Genomic DNA, 16,477 nt, shown 5'->3' on the forward strand with positions numbered 1-16,477 from the left:
GCCCAAGGAGCGGTGTTCAAGCATATTTAGCGGACTGTTACATCCCATTTTGATATATTGATTTGTCCGGTACCACCGAAAATTTCAGTACCAAATTCAACACTGCTTACATACTTCGTTTTATCGATCCAGTTCTTTGAATCAGCAAGATAATTTGTGAAGTTACGTAGGTCTAAACTTGCCTTTTGAGTATTGGACGTTCTGACGAAAGAAAAAACATTCCAGCCTTTTCCATTCCCTGCATCAACATAGCCTTTGTGAACATTCCAAGTGTGCTCGTTAATTGACACTGTTTCGACATATGCGCCTAATGGACCGGCATTTGTATTGTTAAGCCAAAGCATAATTTCATCTGTCGGTGTTGAATCCCAGCTCGCTTTATCTGTGTTGTGGAGCCAAATATCATATGCTGCATTGTATGTTCCGCTCGCACTGATTGAATAACTTACATTGGTCTTGATCGCTTTACCATCTAATAAACGGGTCGGGAAGCCACTTCCCGCTGTATAGCCTTCAGTCCAATGCCATCCGCTCACAATCGATGGATAAGCCTTTACAGAGCTTGTATTGCTCGGCCAATTCCATACCCAACCTAAGTTAGAATTGTTGTTATGATAGATCGTCTGCCACCCACCTCTAACTTGGTCCTTTCCCCACACATTGTTGAATATGTAATATTTATTATTTTTAAAATACATTTTAGCTGACGGTGTTGATAAGGTTGCACCAAATGCAGCCAGAGGTCCCGCTAATAAAATAATGATTGCGAAGCCTAAAAGTAGAAAAGATTTGCTAGTTGAATGTTTGTTCACGTTTTCGAACCTCCCCTTTTAGATACAAAATATTATATAAGAGATTTCGACAAAGGTATATACATAAATCGTAATAAATAATGATGAATACATATTCTTATTTATCAAACATAACCAATGGCTATAGGACTAGAAGAAGGGGGCGTCCTGACATAGTATGCATTAATAAAAATCGGGGAACTTGCACACTTTCCGCGGGCGATTCACGAGCTGTTCCCCGTGGAAGTCTCACAATTCCCCTAGTCAAAGATAACCCTTACGTTTTTTTAACTTCAACAAAACGGATATGGTGATCTTCGAAATCAAGAATTTTAAATTCACATCCTTCTGTTTGAAAAACATCACCTTTTTTCAATTCCATCCTTTGAGTCAGTATCCACCCGGCAATGGTGTCAACCTCATCATTTTCGATTTCGATTTGGAGCAGGTCATTCACCTCATCGATTAAAGCTTTGCCATCAATAATATAATGGTTTTCGCCTTTTTTGATCATGTGAGGCATTTCATCCTGATCAAATTCGTCCCTAATTTCCCCGACAATTTCTTCCAAAATATCTTCTACTGTGACAAGACCAGCTGTTCCGCCATATTCATCAACTAGGATTGCCATATGGATGCGCTCTTTTTGCATTCGAATCAACAGTTGCTGTATGGGAATGCTTTCAATCACTCTAATGACGGGTCTCATTAATTGACTTAAATCAGTCGACTGTTCAAGAAAATATGCTCTAAATAGATCCTTGCTATTAATAATTCCAATAATATGATCTTTATCATCCTTAATAATCGGGTATCTCGTATAACGTTCATTCATCACGGTTTCGATTGCTTCTTTGATCGGCTGATCCGAAAAAATCGTTGCAATCTCTGTTCTCGGCACCATTATTTCCCGGGCAAGACGGTTGTCAAATTCAAATATTTTGTTGACATACTTGTACTCCGTCAGGTTAATTTCACCTTTTTTATAGCTTTCTGAAAGCATGATCCGCAGTTCTTCCTCACTAATTGCTACTTCATGTTCTTTGACTGAATGAAAACCAAACAGCCGAGTTAATAGTCGAGCTGAGCCATTTAATAATTTAATGAATGGATACATCACTTTGTAAAAAATAATCAGCGGTTTGGCAACTCGTAAACTGACAGCTTCCGCTTTTTGAATCGCAATCGTTTTTGGCGCCAATTCACCGACAACAACATGAAGAAATGTAATAATAACAAAAGCTGTCCCAATTGAAGCAATTCTCATCACTGATTCGGGTAGACCAATGTATTCAAAAACAGGGTGAATAATTTTCTCAAAAGTTGACTCTCCAAGCCAACCGAGCCCCAAAGCAGTAATTGTAATACCCAGTTGACAAGCTGATAAATATTCATCAAGATCAGTGATCACCCTTTTGGCTGCAACTGCCCGCACATCACCCGTTTCCACCAACTGATCAATCTTTGAACCGCGAATTTTAACAATGGCGAACTCAGCAACAACAAAAAAAGCTGTGGCTGCAATTAAAAGCAGGACGAATATGACATTTAAGATATTCAAAAAAAACCCTTACCAAATATGGTAAGGGGCCACCTCCTCTACTAAAGGTTAATCATCACGACCGGACAAGAAAATAGCAACAAAGCGGAGCAATTCAAACAATGAGACAAGAGCTGCAGCTACATATGTTAATGCTGCTGCATCAAGAACTTTTCTGACGCCTCTTTCTTCATTATTGCGAATCATCCCTTCTGAGAGAATGATTCTTTTTGCCCGGGAACTTGCGTTAAATTCGACAGGTAGTGTCACAAGCTGAAAAAATACAGCCGCCGAAAATAAAATGATACCTAATCCGATTAGATTCAAGCTTCCTAAAAGCAGGCCACCGAGAAATAAAAACGGTGCCACACCTGAAGAAAAATTGACGATCGGGAACATTTTATGCCTCAAAACAAGTGCGCCATATGACTCCTGATGTTGCAAGGCATGTCCGACTTCATGGGAAGCAACAGAAATTGAGGCAATTGATCGGCCGTAATATACAGGTTCAGATAAGCGTACAACACGTGTTGTCGGGTCATAATGGTCTGTTAAGGTTCCTCTTACCGGTTCAACCGGCACATTGTAAAGACCGTTTTGGTCCAGAATATGTCTAGCCACTTCAGCACCAGTTCTTTGACCTGATGCCTCTACTTTTGAATATTTGTCAAAGTTGTTCTTTACTTTAAATTGTGCCCAAATCGATAAACCTAATGCAGCAAATGTCAATAGATAAAAAATTATACTCATGTCATCATCTTCCTTCTTAGGTTTCATAATCATATTTTATTTTGAAGAAAAGCCTTTTGTACAGAAAAATGCTATCTTTTTTTAAGTGGATAACAAACCCCAATAAATAAAAACACCATTCCTAAAATCATGACATAGAAAGGTGGTCTAGTCGTCAGCTCTTTAAAAAATTCGATCCAAAAAACTTTTTCTGTTGGAATGACATTTAAATTAAATAAAAGTTGTGTAGACGCCCCTGCCAACAGTTGGCTACCAAAAAAAATTATGATGAGTCTTAATAAACAGGACATACACCTTCATCCCTCATCCATTTTATAAAAGTGTATGGATGAACAAGAGCCAATATGCTTTTATTTATTTTCGGTTTTATTCAGAATGTTATCCACTGAAAAATTTTTACAAAAATAGGGCATACTGATTAAAAAAACTAGGTGGTGATACTGTGAAAGTAACAGATCACGAAAAACAGCAATTAAGTATGGCAATTGACAAAATGAATGAGGGGCTTGATGCATTTATTTTACTTTATAACGAATCTGAAAAAGATGAACCGTTGATCGAATATGAAGATGAGACAGCTTCAATTATTAACCATGCGATTGAACAATATGGAAAAGAAAGCATCAATCAAAAGTTAAATGCGATTATCAAGGAAATTTTATCGTTTTCTCTTTTGAAAGATGGTGATCAATCATGAAATCAAACCGGGTTTTTATTTCATGGTTAAGATGGCCTATCTATTTCCGTATCGCCATTATTATTCTTTTGTTAATCTTCATTTTTGGTGAACTTATCACATTAATTGAGCCGGAACAATTTACAAATATTTTTGAAGGGATTTGGTGGGCATTAATTACCGTTTCAACTGTGGGATATGGTGATTTTGTCCCTAAAACTGCTCTCGGGAAAACGGTCGGAATGCTTCTTATTTTATTAGGGGCGGCATTTGTCACAGCCTATTTTGCCACAATGGCAACAGCTGTGTTTAGTAAGCAGCAAAGCTATGCAGAAGGGAAAGTCAATTATAAAGGGAGCGGCCATATGATCCTCGTCGGCTGGAACGAGAAAACAAATAAACTGATGCAAATTTTACAGTCTTCAAACTCAACTCAAACAATTGTTTTAATTGATGAAACTTTAAAAGAAGGACCTTTGCTGGAAGACATCCATTTTATCCGCGGTCATCCAGCAGATGATCACACTTTAACTAAGGCGAATATAGAAGAGGCTGAGGCTGTATTTATCACTGCTGATCAAAATAAAAATGAAACAGATGCTGATATGCAATCTATTTTAACTTTGCTCGCCATTAAAGGACTGAATCCTTCTGTTTATTGTATGGTGGAAATTTTAACAGAAGCACAAATAAAAAATGCTGAACGGGCGGGCGCCAATCAAATCATTAGTACAGCAGAACTTTTAAAAACCGCTATGTTCCAGAGTTTTCTTCACAAAAAGCAACTCCCTGATTTTATCTGTCAGGAAGCAAGGGTTGACATGACCATTCAAACCATATCGGTTCCGCAGAAATTACAAGGAAAATCCTTCAAAGATGTCATTCGACATTTCATGGATGATCATATGATCATCATTGGTGTTCAACAAAAAGAAGGGATCATCCTATCACCTTCTTTCTCATATAAAATTCAGAAGTCCGATAAATTACTATCCCTTTAAGGCTTTTTCAAGTTCTTTAACAGAAGAATGCCCTAGTTCAACGTAGTGATTTGGAATAGCTGCATCTTTGTCCTCCGGCTCAGCAAATTGGTCAAAAGCCGCCCGAACGTTCCCCTGAACGACATGGTCATCAAGTCCTTCTTGATAAACATGGCGAAGCAAAAATGGCTGTCCCAGCTTGACTATCGCATTTTCTGAGTCAAGCTGCCCCTCTTCTACTGTAAAAGGTAAACGCAAATAAAGATAGCCAGCTGCATCATCGATCTTATAATCAAAAAAACCGTGGTCATACTCCCATCCACCATTCAAATAATAGCCAAGTGGCTCTAATCTTTGTTCAAGATCATCGAAAGTGAATAGATGGTTTTCCATTCCAAAAGGAATTATTTTCATAAAAAGACCCCCTTTTTTTTATTTCAGCCGTTCATCAGGTATGTTCACATGCCCTTCGCTGATTTCTTGAAATAAGTTGTTTTGTAATTTGTCTTGAGTCCCTAATTGCCCTTGCAAAAATTTTTTATATTCCCCAAGTGTAAAAGGCTTTGCATCATCAATTAATTCATAACCAATTTGACCGTTTGATTCAAGAGTGGCATGTTTCACATCGGACATTTTTGATATACCTTGCGTTCTGAGTCTCATTTCTACTTCATCAACGGTTAGCCTATGTTTCTTTAAGTTTTGAACTTGCAATTCACCATTTTCAATTAATAAAATCGCCTTTCCTGAAATCAAGCTTTCAAAAAAATCGAACTTTAATTTTAAAAATTCGATGGAGAGTAAGACGATAATAAAAATTGCCGCAGCGGTAATTGTTTTTAATACGCTCGTTTCAATAATAGGCTGTACGATGATTGTTCCGATGGAAATCATCACAACTGTTGTTGCTATTGTCATTTGTGAAATCGATTTTCTCCCTGATATTCTCAACAAAATAATGGCTGTAAGAATTAATAGTAATGTTTTCAAGATAAACGTAAAATCCATTGTCCGCCACTCCACATCTTTTTATGTTTATTATGAATCAGAAAGAATGACGATATGTGTATGAAACAATTTTTATATGTGGGATTAATTTCATAAAGATGTAATGATTTCAGGAAGACAGGTTGAGGTGAATTTGCATTTCGCTCGGTCGGGGTTTTTTGGATCAAGGTGAACTGACACTGTTTACTCATATAAGCATTGGTGAGTTATCATAAGAACTGAAAATATCATTCCTTCATATAAAATATGGCTGACTGAACCATAAAATGTGGTCAGCCAGCCATACGAAATTTAAATCAAAAACGCTGTAAGCCTTACTCTCCCAAGCGTTTTTCAAGCTCTGCTTTTTTCTCTTCAAAGCCCGGTTTGCCGAGGAGGGCAAACATGTTAACTTTATAAGCTTCAACACCTGGTTGGTCGAACGGGTTGACGCCAAGAAGGTAGCCGCTCATTGCACAAGCTTTTTCAAAGAAGTATACAAGATAGCCAAATGTGTAAGCATTCATTTCTGGCACATTGACAATTAAGTTTGGTACATTTCCGTCTGTATGAGCAAGCATTGTACCTTGGGATGCTTTTTTATTGACGAAGTCGACCGTTTTGCCGGCTAAATAATTCAAACCGTCAAGATCATTGTCCGCTTCTTCAATTTTCAGTTCATGTCTTGGTTTTTCAACATTTAAGACGGTTTCAAACAAATCTCTTCTGCCTTCTTGTACATATTGTCCAAGAGAGTGAAGATCTGTTGAGAAATTGGCAGAAGACGGGTATATCCCTTTTTCATCTTTTCCTTCGCTTTCACCAAACAGCTGTTTCCACCATTCTGCGAAATACTGAAGACCAGGCTCATAGTTAATCAGCATTTCAATTGTTTTACCTTTATTATAAAGAACATTTCTAACGACGGCATATTGGTAAGCTGGATTTTCTTCAAGCTCTGAAGTTGAGAAATCTTCGCAAGCGTCTGCTGCGCCCTTCATCATTTCATCAATATTGGCCCCGCTAACTGCAATCGGGAGAAGTCCTACAGCTGTCAAAACAGAGAAGCGTCCACCGACATCGTCAGGGATGATGAATGATTCATAGCCTTCTTCAGTTGCAAGTGTTTTTAATGCACCGCGTGCTTTATCTGTTGTTGCATAGATGCGTTGTTTCGCTTCCTCTTTCCCATACTTTTCTTCAAGTAGTTTGCGGAAAATCCGGAAAGCGATTGCAGGTTCAGTTGTTGTCCCAGATTTTGAAATGACATTTATTGAAAAATCAACATTTTCAAGAAGATCCATTACATCTCTCATGTAAGATGAGCTAATATTATTGCCGATAAAAATCACCTGTGGTGTTTTCCGTTTAGCTTTCGGCAAAATATTATAAAATGAATGGTTCAGCATTTCAATTGCTGCTCTTGCCCCTAAATATGAACCACCGATTCCTACAACGAGTAGAACATCGGAATCATTTTGAATTTTTTCAGCCGATTTTTTAATACGGTTAAACTCTTCCTTATCATAGTTTTTCGGAAGATCCACCCATCCTAAATAATCGCTTCCAGCACCCGTTTTTTCATGGATCGTGTGGTGAGTGACTTTGACAAAGTCACGTAAATATGTAAGTTCATGTTCTTTAAAGAAAGGCAAAGCTCTTGAGTAGTCAAAACGGACATGCGTCATGTTAATAAACCTCCAGTATTTCTGTTTTCAGAATTTCTACTTAGCGCTTGTTTGTTTATGTCGAATATAGGCGAAACCTTTTCCTTATTCACTTTATATGAACTAGACCACTAAATCAAGTGATCATAAACACAAGAGATGTTCACTCAAGGGAACGACCTTGCTAAAAATCCAGTTTTATCAGGCAAATTTCGATTTTTGTCAAATTCATAACAAAACAATATTTACAATGAAGCCTTTAATATCGCTAGTACATCTGCCTTATTTAATGTTTTAAAGCGACCAAATTCACCGTTAGCCATTGCTTTATCAGCTATGAGATCAAGTTTTTCATCGTTAATATTGTAATCGCTTAGACGGTTTGGTGCACCAAGACTGCTCCAAAATTCAGATAGTTTATCAATACCGGCTAATGCAATCTCCTCATCTGTTTTACCTGATTTATCAATATCAAAAACCCGGACGGCAAACTGTTTAAAGCGAGCGGCATTTTCAGATAAAGTATGCCTCATCCAATTCGGGAACAAAATAGCTAGCCCTCCAGCATGGGGAATATCATAAACCGCTGAGACCGCGTGTTCAATATTGTGGGTTGCCCAGTCGCCACGCGCTCCCATTGCAAGCATCCCATTTAGTGCAATTGTGCCTGTATAGAGAATGGTTTCCCGCAGTTGATAATTTTCAAGGTCATCAATGAGACTAGGTGCTGTTTCAATGACTGTTTTTAAAAGGGACTCACACATTCGATCTTGGTATGGTGTATTTTCTGTATGATGAAAATATTGTTCAAAGACATGTGACATCATATCAACGATTCCATAAATCGTATGATCTTTTGGCACTGTGAACGTGTTTACCGGATCAAGAATGGAGAACTTCGGAAAAACATGCGGGCTTCCCCAACCATATTTCTCATGGGTTTCCCAATTTGTAATGACCGATCCTGAATTCATTTCTGATCCTGTCGCTGCTAAAGTCAAAACGGTTCCAAATGGGAGTGCCTCAGACGGAATATGTTTTTTTGTTACGATATCCCAAGCATCACCATTATATTTTGCACCTGCAGCGATTGCCTTTGTACAGTCAATGACACTTCCTCCCCCAACTGCCAGAAGAAAATCAATATTTTGTTCTTTGCAAATAGCTACACCTTTGTTGACAGTTTCTACACGAGGGTTTGGTTCAACACCTGACAGTTCATGAACTTTTACTTGCGCTTTTTGAAGAACAGACATCACTCGGTCATATAAACCATTTCGTTTAATACTGCCGCCTCCATAAACGAGTAAAATATTCCGACCATATCCCGGCACTTCTTCTGACAGCTTTTCAACCTCATCACGGCCAAAAATCAGTTTTGTCGGGTTCCAATATACAAAATTGTCCATGCAGCCCGCCTCCTTTTTCCTTATTATACCTGAAGGACCACACGGCATGTAAAGCAATCTGCATTTATTATCTCTACGTATAAGCTTTCCAAATTGGTCACAATCTATAAATGTTGAAGTTATGAAAAAGGAGGAAAATATCATGAGTGCGATTCAACGTTTTGCACTGCTTTTAACCATCATTGGTGCCGTTAATTGGGGACTCATCGGTTTTTTTCAGTTTGATTTAGTGGCCTCTATTTTCGGAGGCCCTAACACAGCTATGTCCCGCATCATTTATGGGCTTGTTGGAATAGCAGGTCTGATCAACCTTGGACTATTGTTTAAACCAGCGGAAGAGACCGCTCGCAATGAAGAAAAACAACCACAAATGCGGTAAACTTCAAAAAAAATAACTCCGGTATTTTCACCGGAGTTATTTTTTACTTTCTAATTAAATCTTTTCTGTTTGATTGTTCGATCCACTCTTCAAGTTTATCTTTTAAAGTATTGAATCCTTGAGGAGTTGCTTCTGCTTGAACAGGCTTTTGTTGTTTTTTAGGCTTGCTTTCTTTTCGTTCAGGAGCAGCCTGTGTAGCACGAATAGAAAGGCTAATCTTCCCTTTTCCCTCGTCAACAGATAGAACTTTTACCTGCACTTCATCACCAATTGCCAAGTGCTCTTTAATATCTTTAACGAAACCATGCGTTACTTCAGAAATATGCACGAGTCCTTGTGTTTCTTCATCTAAAGCAACGAACGCTCCATACGCCTGTAGTCCAGTTACTTTTCCAGTGTAAACATTGCCCACTTCAATTTTTGCTGACATATCTAACAACTCCCTAAATCTTATGAATTTATTCTCCTTTTTACGCAATAAAAAATTATATCACATAAAACGTTATTAATCAAAAAAATCAATTTCATGTTTAAAATCAAGTGAAAAGGGGAATACTAGAAACAATAAAGGCTTTCTAGTATTCCCCCCCTTTATGGATGCGAACTTGTATAAAGTTCGCTTTTTTTTATGAACTTTCGATAAAGCGTTTCATTCTAACTAGCGCTTCTTGGAGCTGCTCAATGGATGATGCATAAGAACATCTAATATAGCCTTCACCACTAGGACCAAATACACTGCCAGGGACAACGGCAATTTTTTCATTTAACAGAAGCGATTCTGCAAACGCTTCAGAACTCATTCCTGTTTTTTTAATGGATGGGAATGCATAAAAAGCGCCTCCTGGGCGATGACAATCTAGCCCCATATCATTTAATGCATCAATAAAAAGATTTCGTCTCCGTCGATAGCTTTTTTTCATTTTATCTACATCGTCCAGTCCGTTTTTGAGAGCCTCTTCTGCACCAAATTGAGCCATGCTTGGCGCACACATCATGGAATATTGGTGAATTTTCAACATCGGGTCTCTTAAAAAAGCCGGAGCAGCGACATAGCCAAGACGCCAACCTGTCATTGCAAATCCCTTTGAAAAGCCAGAAATCAAAATTGTCCGTTGTTTCATTCCGTTAATACTCGCAAAGCTTGCATATGGTTCATCATATGTAAGCTCAGCATAGATCTCATCCGCTATGACAAGTAAATCGTGCTGTTCAGCAAAAGCTGCGATCTCTTCAAGCTCTGTTTTCGAATAAACAGAGCCGGTAGGGTTTGATGGTGTTGATAAAAGGATCGCTTTTGTCCGATTTGTTAAAGCTGATTCAAAATCTTTTGGGCTTGCTTTAAATCCTTGTTCAGCACTCGTTTGAATGTGAACAGGCTTACCTCCAGCCAGTGCAACAAGCGCTTCATAAGCGACAAAACAAGGCTCTGGGATGAGGACTTCTTCTCCCGGATTAAGAATGGCTCTGACTGCGATATCAAGGGCCTGGCTCGCTCCTACTGTTACAATCAATTCTTCATCAGGACAATAGTCAAGGTGAAAGCGTTTTTTTAAATAATGGCTTATTTCTTTTCTTAATGAAAGCAGCCCGGCATTCGCGGTATACGATGTATAGCCTTGTTCAAGTGAAAGAATACTCGCTTCTCTGACATTCCATGCCGTCACAAAATCTGGTTCCCCAACACCTAGGGAAATGACGCCTTCCATTGTTGATGCCAGATCAAAAAACTTGCGAATGCCTGATGGTTTGATTTGCTGTGCTGCTTTTGAAACATACGTTGAATTCATTTACGGAGACACCACGATTCTTTTGTCATCATCACCAGATTCAAAAACTTTACCATCATGCTTGTATTTTTTTAAGATAAAGTGAGTGGTTGTTGACATAACAGATTCAAGCGTTGACAGCTTCTCAGATACAAAATGAGAAATATCAGACATTGTTCTGCCGCGGATCACAACAGATAAGTCATAAACGCCTGACATGAGGTAAACAGATTCAACCTCCTGAAATCTGTAAATGCGCTCAGCCACTTCATCAAAACCGACTCCGCGCTTTGGTGTCACTTTGACATCAATCATTGCAGTAACACCTTCATGACCATCTACTTTATGCCAATCAATCATCGTTGAATAATCAATAATGACCTTTTCTTTTTCAAGTTTTTCGATCATCATTTTTGTTTCTTCCAAAGAAAGATCAGCCATTTTTGCAATCGTTTCTACTTTAAGACGGCTGTTTTCTTCCAAAATTTCCAATATCTCTGTTTCTTTTGCTGTTAATTTCATTTATTTATCACACCTTCGCTTGTTCAAGGAATCTTCTGAATATTATAGCATGTTTTCCAACGAATCACAGCGTTTTAAAATTTTTTTCGGATATGATAATAATATTCGCGAAATGTCTTGACCACATACATGAAAGAAAACCATTCGGAGTGATGTTAAAATGTCAACAAAACCGTTTATAAAATCGATTCAAGGGGTTGAAATATATTATGAGTATTACAAAAATCCTGGCAAAACAACACTGATTTTGATACATGGATTTCTTTCCTCTTCATTTTGTTATCGAAAAATCATCCCTCTTTTAAAGGATGAATTTAACTTAGTCGCCATTGACCTTCCGCCGTTTGGACAATCGGAAAAATCACGGACTTTTGTCTATAGCTATCAAAACATGGCTAAGATCATTATCAAGTTAGCGGAATTATTGAACATTGATGAGGCCATTTTAGTTGGTCATTCAATGGGCGGACAAATATCACTTTATGCTGTTAAAGAAAAGCCTGAATTATTTAAGAAAGTTGTTTTGCTATGCAGTTCTGCATACTTAAAAAAATCGCCGCCTTCGCTTATTTTCGGGAGCCATATCCCTTACTTTTATTTATATATTAAACGCTGGCTCGCAAAACAAGGCGTCCTAGAAAATTTGCGTAATGTTGTTTATAACGCATCTTTAATTGATCAAGAAATGATGAATGGCTATTTAAAACCGTTTCTTGATGATCGAATTTTCAAGGCTCTCACACGCCTAATCCGCCATCGAGAAGGCGATTTATCTTCTGATGTTTTAAAAGAAATAGAAGTTCCATCCTTATTGATCTGGGGAGAAGAAGACCGAATTGTTCCCTTGCAAATCGGGGAAAGGCTTCATCACGATTTGCCGAATTCTACATTTTATGTGTTAAAACAAACTGGACATCTTGTCCCTGAAGAAAATCCTGATTTTGTTTCTGACAAAATTGCAAATTTCAGTTTGATGTGAAAAGGGGTGTCTAAAAAGTCTTTTATCAACATGAGTCAAGGGGAATAGCGGGACTCCTGCCGGAATAGCTCGCGGAAAGCGAGCAAATTCCCCAATCCATACTACTTTCAGGACACCCCCATTCTTTAACAGGAACTTGCATTTTTGATGATTAAAAGCTGTTCCGCTAATTGGATACACTCTTTTAATGCTAAAGATTGGTCAAATGAGAAATCAAAAATGGTCTGAATCGCTTGTCCAAGTTGTTCAGTATTGTCTTCTGTATATACAAACTGAACAATTTCTGCTGCCTCTGTCTCATAACCATCAGGCCCAATTTCAAAAGGGTCCCATTTCTTTATCAACTGGATCATTTCTTCCATATGAATCACCACTTCGTCTAATTTTTTAAAATAAAATTGCAACCAAAAAGAATTCCACAATTGTATCATAAATCATTGCAATCTAATGGAATCACCGTTAATGTAAACAATAGATCAAGACATGAGGTGATATCATGGATTTTAATACAACACATAAGAGACTTGGTACTCAATCTGTAAAGTGGGATTTGACGAATGAATTATTCGGTGTAAAAGATGCGCTACCAATGTGGGTAGCAGATATGGATTTTCGTGCGCCTCAAGAAGTGATTGACGCTCTTCTCGAACGCTTGGAACACGGTGTTTTTGGTTATACTTCAACAAGTATGAGAACAAAAGAAGCTGTTGTCAAATGGCTTAGTAAACGTCATGGCTGGGAGATCGAACCATCATTTATTACATTTAGCCCCGGTGTTGTGACAGCTCTCGCGGTTGCCATTCAAGCATTTACAGATCCAGGGGATCAAGTGATCGTCCAACCGCCTGTTTATCCTCCATTTTTTGAGATGGTTAAAAAGAACGGACGATCTTTGTTACATAACCCATTAATTGAAACTGACGGTCGCTATGAGATGGATTTTGCCGATCTTGAGAAGAAACTTAACGATCATGATGTCAAGCTTTTCATTCTTTGCAACCCTCATAATCCGTCTGGACGGTCTTGGACAAAAGAGGAACTATTAAAACTTGGTGAACTCTGCCTTCAGCATCAGGTAACTGTTATTTCTGATGAAATTCACTCTGATCTTATGTTAGACGGGTTAAAACATACACCGTTCGCTTCTCTATCTCAGGAATTAAGTGAACTGTCAATCACATGTATAGCGCCAAGCAAAACGTTTAATTTGGCAGGTTTGCAAGCTTCAGCAATCATGATTCCCGATCAGGCAAAAAGAACGGCTTTTACAAAAGTGCTTGAGCGCCTCGGCCTTACATCTTTAAACGCGTTTGCAGTCACGGCAATTGAAGCTGCCTATACGAAAGGAGAATCATGGTTAGACCAGTTAATTCCTTATATTAAAAACAATATGAATGAAGTCCGCCGCTTTTTAGAAAGTGAACTGCCTGAAATAAAAATCTTCAATCCTGATGCTTCTTATTTGTTATGGCTTGACTGTCGAGCACTCGATCTATCAGATCAGGAGATGAAGCGCAAGCTGCTTCATCAAGGAAAACTTATCCTCGAACCCGGACCGAAATACGGTCCAGGAGGGGCCGGATTTGTTAGAATGAATGTTGCCTGTCCTTTGTCTGTCGTAAAAGATGGTCTGAATCGATTAAAAATCGCCCTTTCATAAACAGATTTCTGTTAGCTATCTTTCTGATTTTCATTTACTTTTTGTATGAGTTTTTCGGCTTCTTCTGCTTCTTTTCTAGAACGTTTTACGATCAGCCTGAAAACCATAAACGCAACAATGAAGAAAATAACGAGTGTAATAAAAGAAGGTATGTACTCCCTTTTATCTTCAGGAAAATATAACATAAACTGAACCAGCATGATTCTTCCTCCCTGAAATAGATTAGTAATATCATATCAAATGAAGAGCAAATAACCCAATCAACAATTGCTGATTGGGTTATTTATGTGGCCTGGGGAAATACTTTAGAAAGGTCGATCCGATCACCGATTGTTGTTGGTTTAGGTTTCCCTAAATATTGTTTGTCACGTTCAACCAGTTGAAATAATTTATATGTTGTCATCGCATCATCAAGTGCTTTATGTTGTTTACCCGTGCCGGAATCACCATATTCTTCAGCTGCTTTCCACAAGTTCGTTAATGTTTTATCGCCAAAGAAATTTTTATATTCCATGGATAAATCCCTCATTTTTCCTTTAAATGGAAAGGATATATGGTTAAATATGCAGTTTTGTTTTAAAACTTTCATGTCCGTATTACCCCAAGTGATAATGACGCTATCTTGTTTGGAATCAAGCGCCTTGAGCTTTTCTATTAAAGTAGCAAATGTGATTCCTTGATCAACCTGTTTCTGTGTAATATTTAAAAATGTTTTACAGCGTCTTGTTAATTTAGGAAATTTTTTCGGCTTTACATAGCTCGAAAATGTCTCAATTACCTGATGATTAGCCGCTTTAACAACCCCTGCTTCAATGATTTCCGGAAAAAAATTTTGCGGACGATATTTTCCTTCAGGCATCGTAAATTCAAAATCAATCACTAGTATGGTGCTTGACTTCACTTTTTTCTCACCTGCCTTTCTTAAATCATTGTTTATTTCATTTTTCCTTTATTATATCATTATATTTCTCTACCCTAATTTTATTTTCTAAAAATAGTGAATATTTCATCAATCATTAACTATTTATTGTAGCTAACCTATTTGTTTTATAATGAAACAGAATGTAAATGTTTAAGAAGGTGATTCACATCTCTGTTTATAAAAAAAATCTATTCATCATGTGGTTTGCAAATTTTTTGGTTTCCGCCAGTGCTACCATGGTTTTGCCGTTTCTTTCATTGTATATTAATACTTTTGGCCATCATTCGAACGGATTTACTGAGAAATGGAGTGGCTATGTTTTTGGGATTACATTTTTGATGGCTTTTTTGGTCTCCCCTTTTTGGGGAAGATTTGGTGATCAATACGGATATAAGAAAATACTGCTGATTACAGGGTCCGGAATTGGGACGTGTATTCTCCTCATGTCCGTTGTTTCTTCTGTATATGATCTGTTTTTTCTGAGAATGGTAATGGGTCTTGTTACCGGCTTTATTCCAACATCGCTGGCCATGATTTCAGCCCAGACACCTAAAAAACTAGCTGGGAAAGTGCTTGGCACTCTCCAAACGGGCACAGTCTCAGGAGGTTTATTCGGTCCATTGATTGGCGGGTTACTTGCTGATCATGTCGGCTTTACATATACCTTTTTTATTACAGCCTTCATGATTTACGGGTCTGTTTTTCTTGTGTTTCTCGGAGTTCATGAACGACCTTTGAAATCGAAGCGAACCCAGTCTGATACTTATTCAAGAAAACAAGTATTACAAGCGATTTTTAATAGAAAATCGTTGCTCACAATGATGATCTTAACCGCAGTCATTCAAATTGGAAATTTTAGTATTCAGCCTTTACTCGCCTTGTATGTTGCTGAATTGCACGGCACCCAACATCTTGCTTTCTTTTCGGGATTAGCTTTTTCAGCAACCGGTCTTGGCAGCCTTCTTTCTGCGAGAAAGTGGGGACATTGGGGTGACAGGTTTGGTCATGGAAAAATTTTAATCATTCTTTCGCTTTTAGCAACCGTTTTTTTTATTCCACAAGGTTTGGCATCATCATATCAGGTTCTCATCATATTTCGCTTTTTATTTGGTATCGCTCTCGGCGGAATGATCCCCTGCATAACAGCTTCCATTCGAATTCAGGCTCCCGTGGCCATTCAAGGAGAAGTGCTCGGCTATAATGTCAGTTTCAGATTTTTTGGCAATGTCATCGGTCCTGTGCTAGGCGGGGTACTTTCCAGTCATTTTGGTATTTCCACTACCTTTTATACAACAGCTTTTCTATTTTTCTTCGGAGCTTGCCTGTTGTTTATTCAAAGGTTTCAGGAAAAAAAAGCGAAATTTGAAAACTAAAAACTTCAAAATCTCATATTTTAGTCTTCTCGATATCTAAAAATAATGATACGATATGGCTAGAATTTACTGAAAA

The 16,477-nt window shown here is 38.0% G+C and carries 20 protein-coding genes; 6 read left to right on the forward strand and 14 right to left on the reverse strand.

The window, feature by feature from the left end; all coding sequences use genetic code 11:
* Positions 1-26: 26 nt before the first annotated feature.
* The 4 genes from HOO54_RS17365 to HOO54_RS17380 form a co-directional block, all read right to left on the reverse strand.
* Positions 27-812: a GH12 family glycosyl hydrolase domain-containing protein gene (locus HOO54_RS17365; RefSeq protein ID WP_172297436.1), complete on the reverse strand. Its 786-nt coding sequence runs from the start codon at positions 810-812 to the stop codon at positions 27-29.
* A gap of 256 nt (positions 813-1,068) precedes the next feature.
* Complete coding sequence (locus HOO54_RS17370) at positions 1,069-2,352, reverse strand: hemolysin family protein (RefSeq protein WP_172297438.1); 1,284 nt, start codon at positions 2,350-2,352, stop codon at positions 1,069-1,071.
* 48 nt (positions 2,353-2,400) lie between these two features.
* The gene (locus tag HOO54_RS17375) at positions 2,401-3,075 is read right to left on the reverse strand and encodes a zinc metallopeptidase (RefSeq protein WP_172299661.1); all 675 of its coding nucleotides are present in this window, start codon (positions 3,073-3,075) and stop codon (positions 2,401-2,403) included.
* A 77-nt stretch (positions 3,076-3,152) separates the two neighbouring features.
* Positions 3,153-3,371: a YuzI family membrane protein gene (locus HOO54_RS17380; RefSeq protein ID WP_172297440.1), complete on the reverse strand. Its 219-nt coding sequence runs from the start codon at positions 3,369-3,371 to the stop codon at positions 3,153-3,155.
* Positions 3,372-3,523: 152 nt separating this feature from the next.
* Here HOO54_RS17380 and HOO54_RS17385 point away from each other — a divergent pair, with 152 nt between their 5' ends.
* On the forward strand, positions 3,524-3,778 hold the full coding sequence (locus tag HOO54_RS17385; protein ID WP_172297442.1) for a protein mistic: 255 nt from the start codon (positions 3,524-3,526) through the stop codon (positions 3,776-3,778).
* Positions 3,775-4,758 carry a potassium channel family protein gene (locus HOO54_RS17390; protein ID WP_172297444.1) on the forward strand — a complete coding sequence of 328 codons (984 nt, stop codon included), beginning with the start codon at positions 3,775-3,777 and terminating at the stop codon, positions 4,756-4,758. Before HOO54_RS17385 ends, HOO54_RS17390 begins: the two co-directional genes overlap by 4 nt.
* On the opposite strand, the gene HOO54_RS17395 is transcribed toward HOO54_RS17390, so the two are convergent.
* The 4 genes from HOO54_RS17395 to HOO54_RS17410 all read right to left on the reverse strand — a co-directional run bounded on the left by HOO54_RS17395 (position 4,747) and on the right by HOO54_RS17410 (position 8,800).
* Complete coding sequence (locus tag HOO54_RS17395) at positions 4,747-5,151, reverse strand: YugN-like family protein (RefSeq protein ID WP_172297446.1); 405 nt, start codon at positions 5,149-5,151, stop codon at positions 4,747-4,749. The two genes, HOO54_RS17390 and HOO54_RS17395, sit on opposite strands and share 12 nt — an antisense overlap.
* 18 nt (positions 5,152-5,169) lie before the next feature.
* Entirely contained in the window at positions 5,170-5,745 is a 576-nt protein-coding gene (locus tag HOO54_RS17400; protein ID WP_172297448.1) for a DUF421 domain-containing protein, read from the reverse strand.
* Between the two features lie 314 nt (positions 5,746-6,059).
* On the reverse strand, positions 6,060-7,412 hold the full coding sequence (locus tag HOO54_RS17405) for a glucose-6-phosphate isomerase (protein WP_172297450.1): 1,353 nt from the start codon (positions 7,410-7,412) through the stop codon (positions 6,060-6,062).
* Positions 7,413-7,636: 224 nt separating this feature from the next.
* On the reverse strand, positions 7,637-8,800 hold the full coding sequence (locus tag HOO54_RS17410; RefSeq protein WP_172297452.1) for an iron-containing alcohol dehydrogenase: 1,164 nt from the start codon (positions 8,798-8,800) through the stop codon (positions 7,637-7,639).
* 142 nt (positions 8,801-8,942) lie between these two features.
* Between HOO54_RS17410 and HOO54_RS17415 the strand changes: the two genes are divergently transcribed.
* The gene (locus tag HOO54_RS17415) at positions 8,943-9,179 is read left to right on the forward strand and encodes a DUF378 domain-containing protein (RefSeq protein WP_172297454.1); all 237 of its coding nucleotides are present in this window, start codon (positions 8,943-8,945) and stop codon (positions 9,177-9,179) included.
* Between the two features lie 43 nt (positions 9,180-9,222).
* On the opposite strand, the gene yugI is transcribed toward HOO54_RS17415, so the two are convergent.
* From yugI to HOO54_RS17430, 3 genes are all read right to left on the reverse strand, one after another.
* Positions 9,223-9,609 (reverse strand): S1 domain-containing post-transcriptional regulator GSP13, encoded by a 387-nt coding sequence (yugI, locus tag HOO54_RS17420; RefSeq protein WP_172297456.1) that lies wholly within the window; start codon positions 9,607-9,609, stop codon positions 9,223-9,225.
* Positions 9,610-9,805: 196 nt separating this feature from the next.
* Positions 9,806-10,966: an aminotransferase gene (locus HOO54_RS17425; protein WP_172297458.1), complete on the reverse strand. Its 1,161-nt coding sequence runs from the start codon at positions 10,964-10,966 to the stop codon at positions 9,806-9,808.
* Positions 10,967-11,467 (reverse strand): Lrp/AsnC family transcriptional regulator, encoded by a 501-nt coding sequence (locus HOO54_RS17430; RefSeq protein ID WP_172297460.1) that lies wholly within the window; start codon positions 11,465-11,467, stop codon positions 10,967-10,969.
* Between the two features lie 160 nt (positions 11,468-11,627).
* Here HOO54_RS17430 and HOO54_RS17435 point away from each other — a divergent pair, with 160 nt between their 5' ends.
* The gene (locus tag HOO54_RS17435) at positions 11,628-12,446 is read left to right on the forward strand and encodes an alpha/beta fold hydrolase (RefSeq protein ID WP_172297462.1); all 819 of its coding nucleotides are present in this window, start codon (positions 11,628-11,630) and stop codon (positions 12,444-12,446) included.
* 125 nt (positions 12,447-12,571) lie between these two features.
* Here the strand turns inward: HOO54_RS17435 and HOO54_RS17440 are convergent, their stop codons facing one another.
* Entirely contained in the window at positions 12,572-12,808 is a 237-nt protein-coding gene (locus HOO54_RS17440) for a DUF1871 family protein (protein ID WP_172297464.1), read from the reverse strand.
* 134 nt (positions 12,809-12,942) lie between these two features.
* On the opposite strand from HOO54_RS17440, the gene HOO54_RS17445 reads away from it, so the two are divergent.
* Positions 12,943-14,106, forward strand: coding sequence for a MalY/PatB family protein (locus tag HOO54_RS17445; RefSeq protein ID WP_172297466.1), 1,164 nt, complete (start codon positions 12,943-12,945; stop codon positions 14,104-14,106).
* An 11-nt stretch (positions 14,107-14,117) separates the two neighbouring features.
* Here the strand turns inward: HOO54_RS17445 and HOO54_RS17450 are convergent, their stop codons facing one another.
* Together HOO54_RS17450 and kapD are read right to left on the reverse strand one after the other, a co-directional pair.
* Positions 14,118-14,306, reverse strand: a complete 189-nt coding sequence (locus HOO54_RS17450) for a hypothetical protein (RefSeq protein WP_172297468.1) — start codon at positions 14,304-14,306, stop codon at positions 14,118-14,120.
* Positions 14,307-14,389: 83 nt separating this feature from the next.
* Positions 14,390-15,007: a 3'-5' exonuclease KapD gene (gene kapD / locus HOO54_RS17455; RefSeq protein ID WP_172297469.1), complete on the reverse strand. Its 618-nt coding sequence runs from the start codon at positions 15,005-15,007 to the stop codon at positions 14,390-14,392.
* 167 nt (positions 15,008-15,174) lie between these two features.
* On the opposite strand from kapD, the gene HOO54_RS17460 reads away from it, so the two are divergent.
* Complete coding sequence (locus HOO54_RS17460) at positions 15,175-16,401, forward strand: MFS transporter (RefSeq protein WP_253907704.1); 1,227 nt, start codon at positions 15,175-15,177, stop codon at positions 16,399-16,401.
* The last annotated feature ends 76 nt before the right edge of the window (positions 16,402-16,477 follow it).

It is taken from the genome of Bacillus sp. WMMC1349, from assembly GCF_013155385.1.
In the GTDB taxonomy this organism is placed as follows: Bacteria; Bacillota; Bacilli; order Bacillales; family Bacillaceae; genus Bacillus.

Excerpts from the sequence above, each read along its gene's own strand:
- HOO54_RS17405 (WP_172297450.1), bottom strand. The coding sequence starts at position 7,412 with ATGACGCATGTCCGTTTTGACTACTCAAGAGCTTTGCCTTTCTTTAAA.
- HOO54_RS17380 (WP_172297440.1), bottom strand. The coding sequence starts at position 3,371 with ATGTCCTGTTTATTAAGACTCATCATAATTTTTTTTGGTAGCCAACTG.
- yugI (WP_172297456.1), bottom strand. The coding sequence starts at position 9,609 with ATGTCAGCAAAAATTGAAGTGGGCAATGTTTACACTGGAAAAGTAACT.
- HOO54_RS17435 (WP_172297462.1), top strand. The coding sequence starts at position 11,628 with ATGTCAACAAAACCGTTTATAAAATCGATTCAAGGGGTTGAAATATAT.
- HOO54_RS17450 (WP_172297468.1), bottom strand. The coding sequence starts at position 14,306 with ATGCTGGTTCAGTTTATGTTATATTTTCCTGAAGATAAAAGGGAGTAC.
- HOO54_RS17390 (WP_172297444.1), top strand. The coding sequence starts at position 3,775 with ATGAAATCAAACCGGGTTTTTATTTCATGGTTAAGATGGCCTATCTAT.
- HOO54_RS17395 (WP_172297446.1), bottom strand. The coding sequence starts at position 5,151 with ATGAAAATAATTCCTTTTGGAATGGAAAACCATCTATTCACTTTCGAT.
- HOO54_RS17460 (WP_253907704.1), top strand. The coding sequence starts at position 15,175 with ATGTTTAAGAAGGTGATTCACATCTCTGTTTATAAAAAAAATCTATTC.
- HOO54_RS17425 (WP_172297458.1), bottom strand. The coding sequence starts at position 10,966 with ATGAATTCAACGTATGTTTCAAAAGCAGCACAGCAAATCAAACCATCA.
- HOO54_RS17445 (WP_172297466.1), top strand. The coding sequence starts at position 12,943 with ATGGATTTTAATACAACACATAAGAGACTTGGTACTCAATCTGTAAAG.
- HOO54_RS17400 (WP_172297448.1), bottom strand. The coding sequence starts at position 5,745 with ATGGATTTTACGTTTATCTTGAAAACATTACTATTAATTCTTACAGCC.
- HOO54_RS17415 (WP_172297454.1), top strand. The coding sequence starts at position 8,943 with ATGAGTGCGATTCAACGTTTTGCACTGCTTTTAACCATCATTGGTGCC.
- HOO54_RS17440 (WP_172297464.1), bottom strand. The coding sequence starts at position 12,808 with ATGGAAGAAATGATCCAGTTGATAAAGAAATGGGACCCTTTTGAAATT.
- HOO54_RS17410 (WP_172297452.1), bottom strand. The coding sequence starts at position 8,800 with ATGGACAATTTTGTATATTGGAACCCGACAAAACTGATTTTTGGCCGT.
- HOO54_RS17430 (WP_172297460.1), bottom strand. The coding sequence starts at position 11,467 with ATGAAATTAACAGCAAAAGAAACAGAGATATTGGAAATTTTGGAAGAA.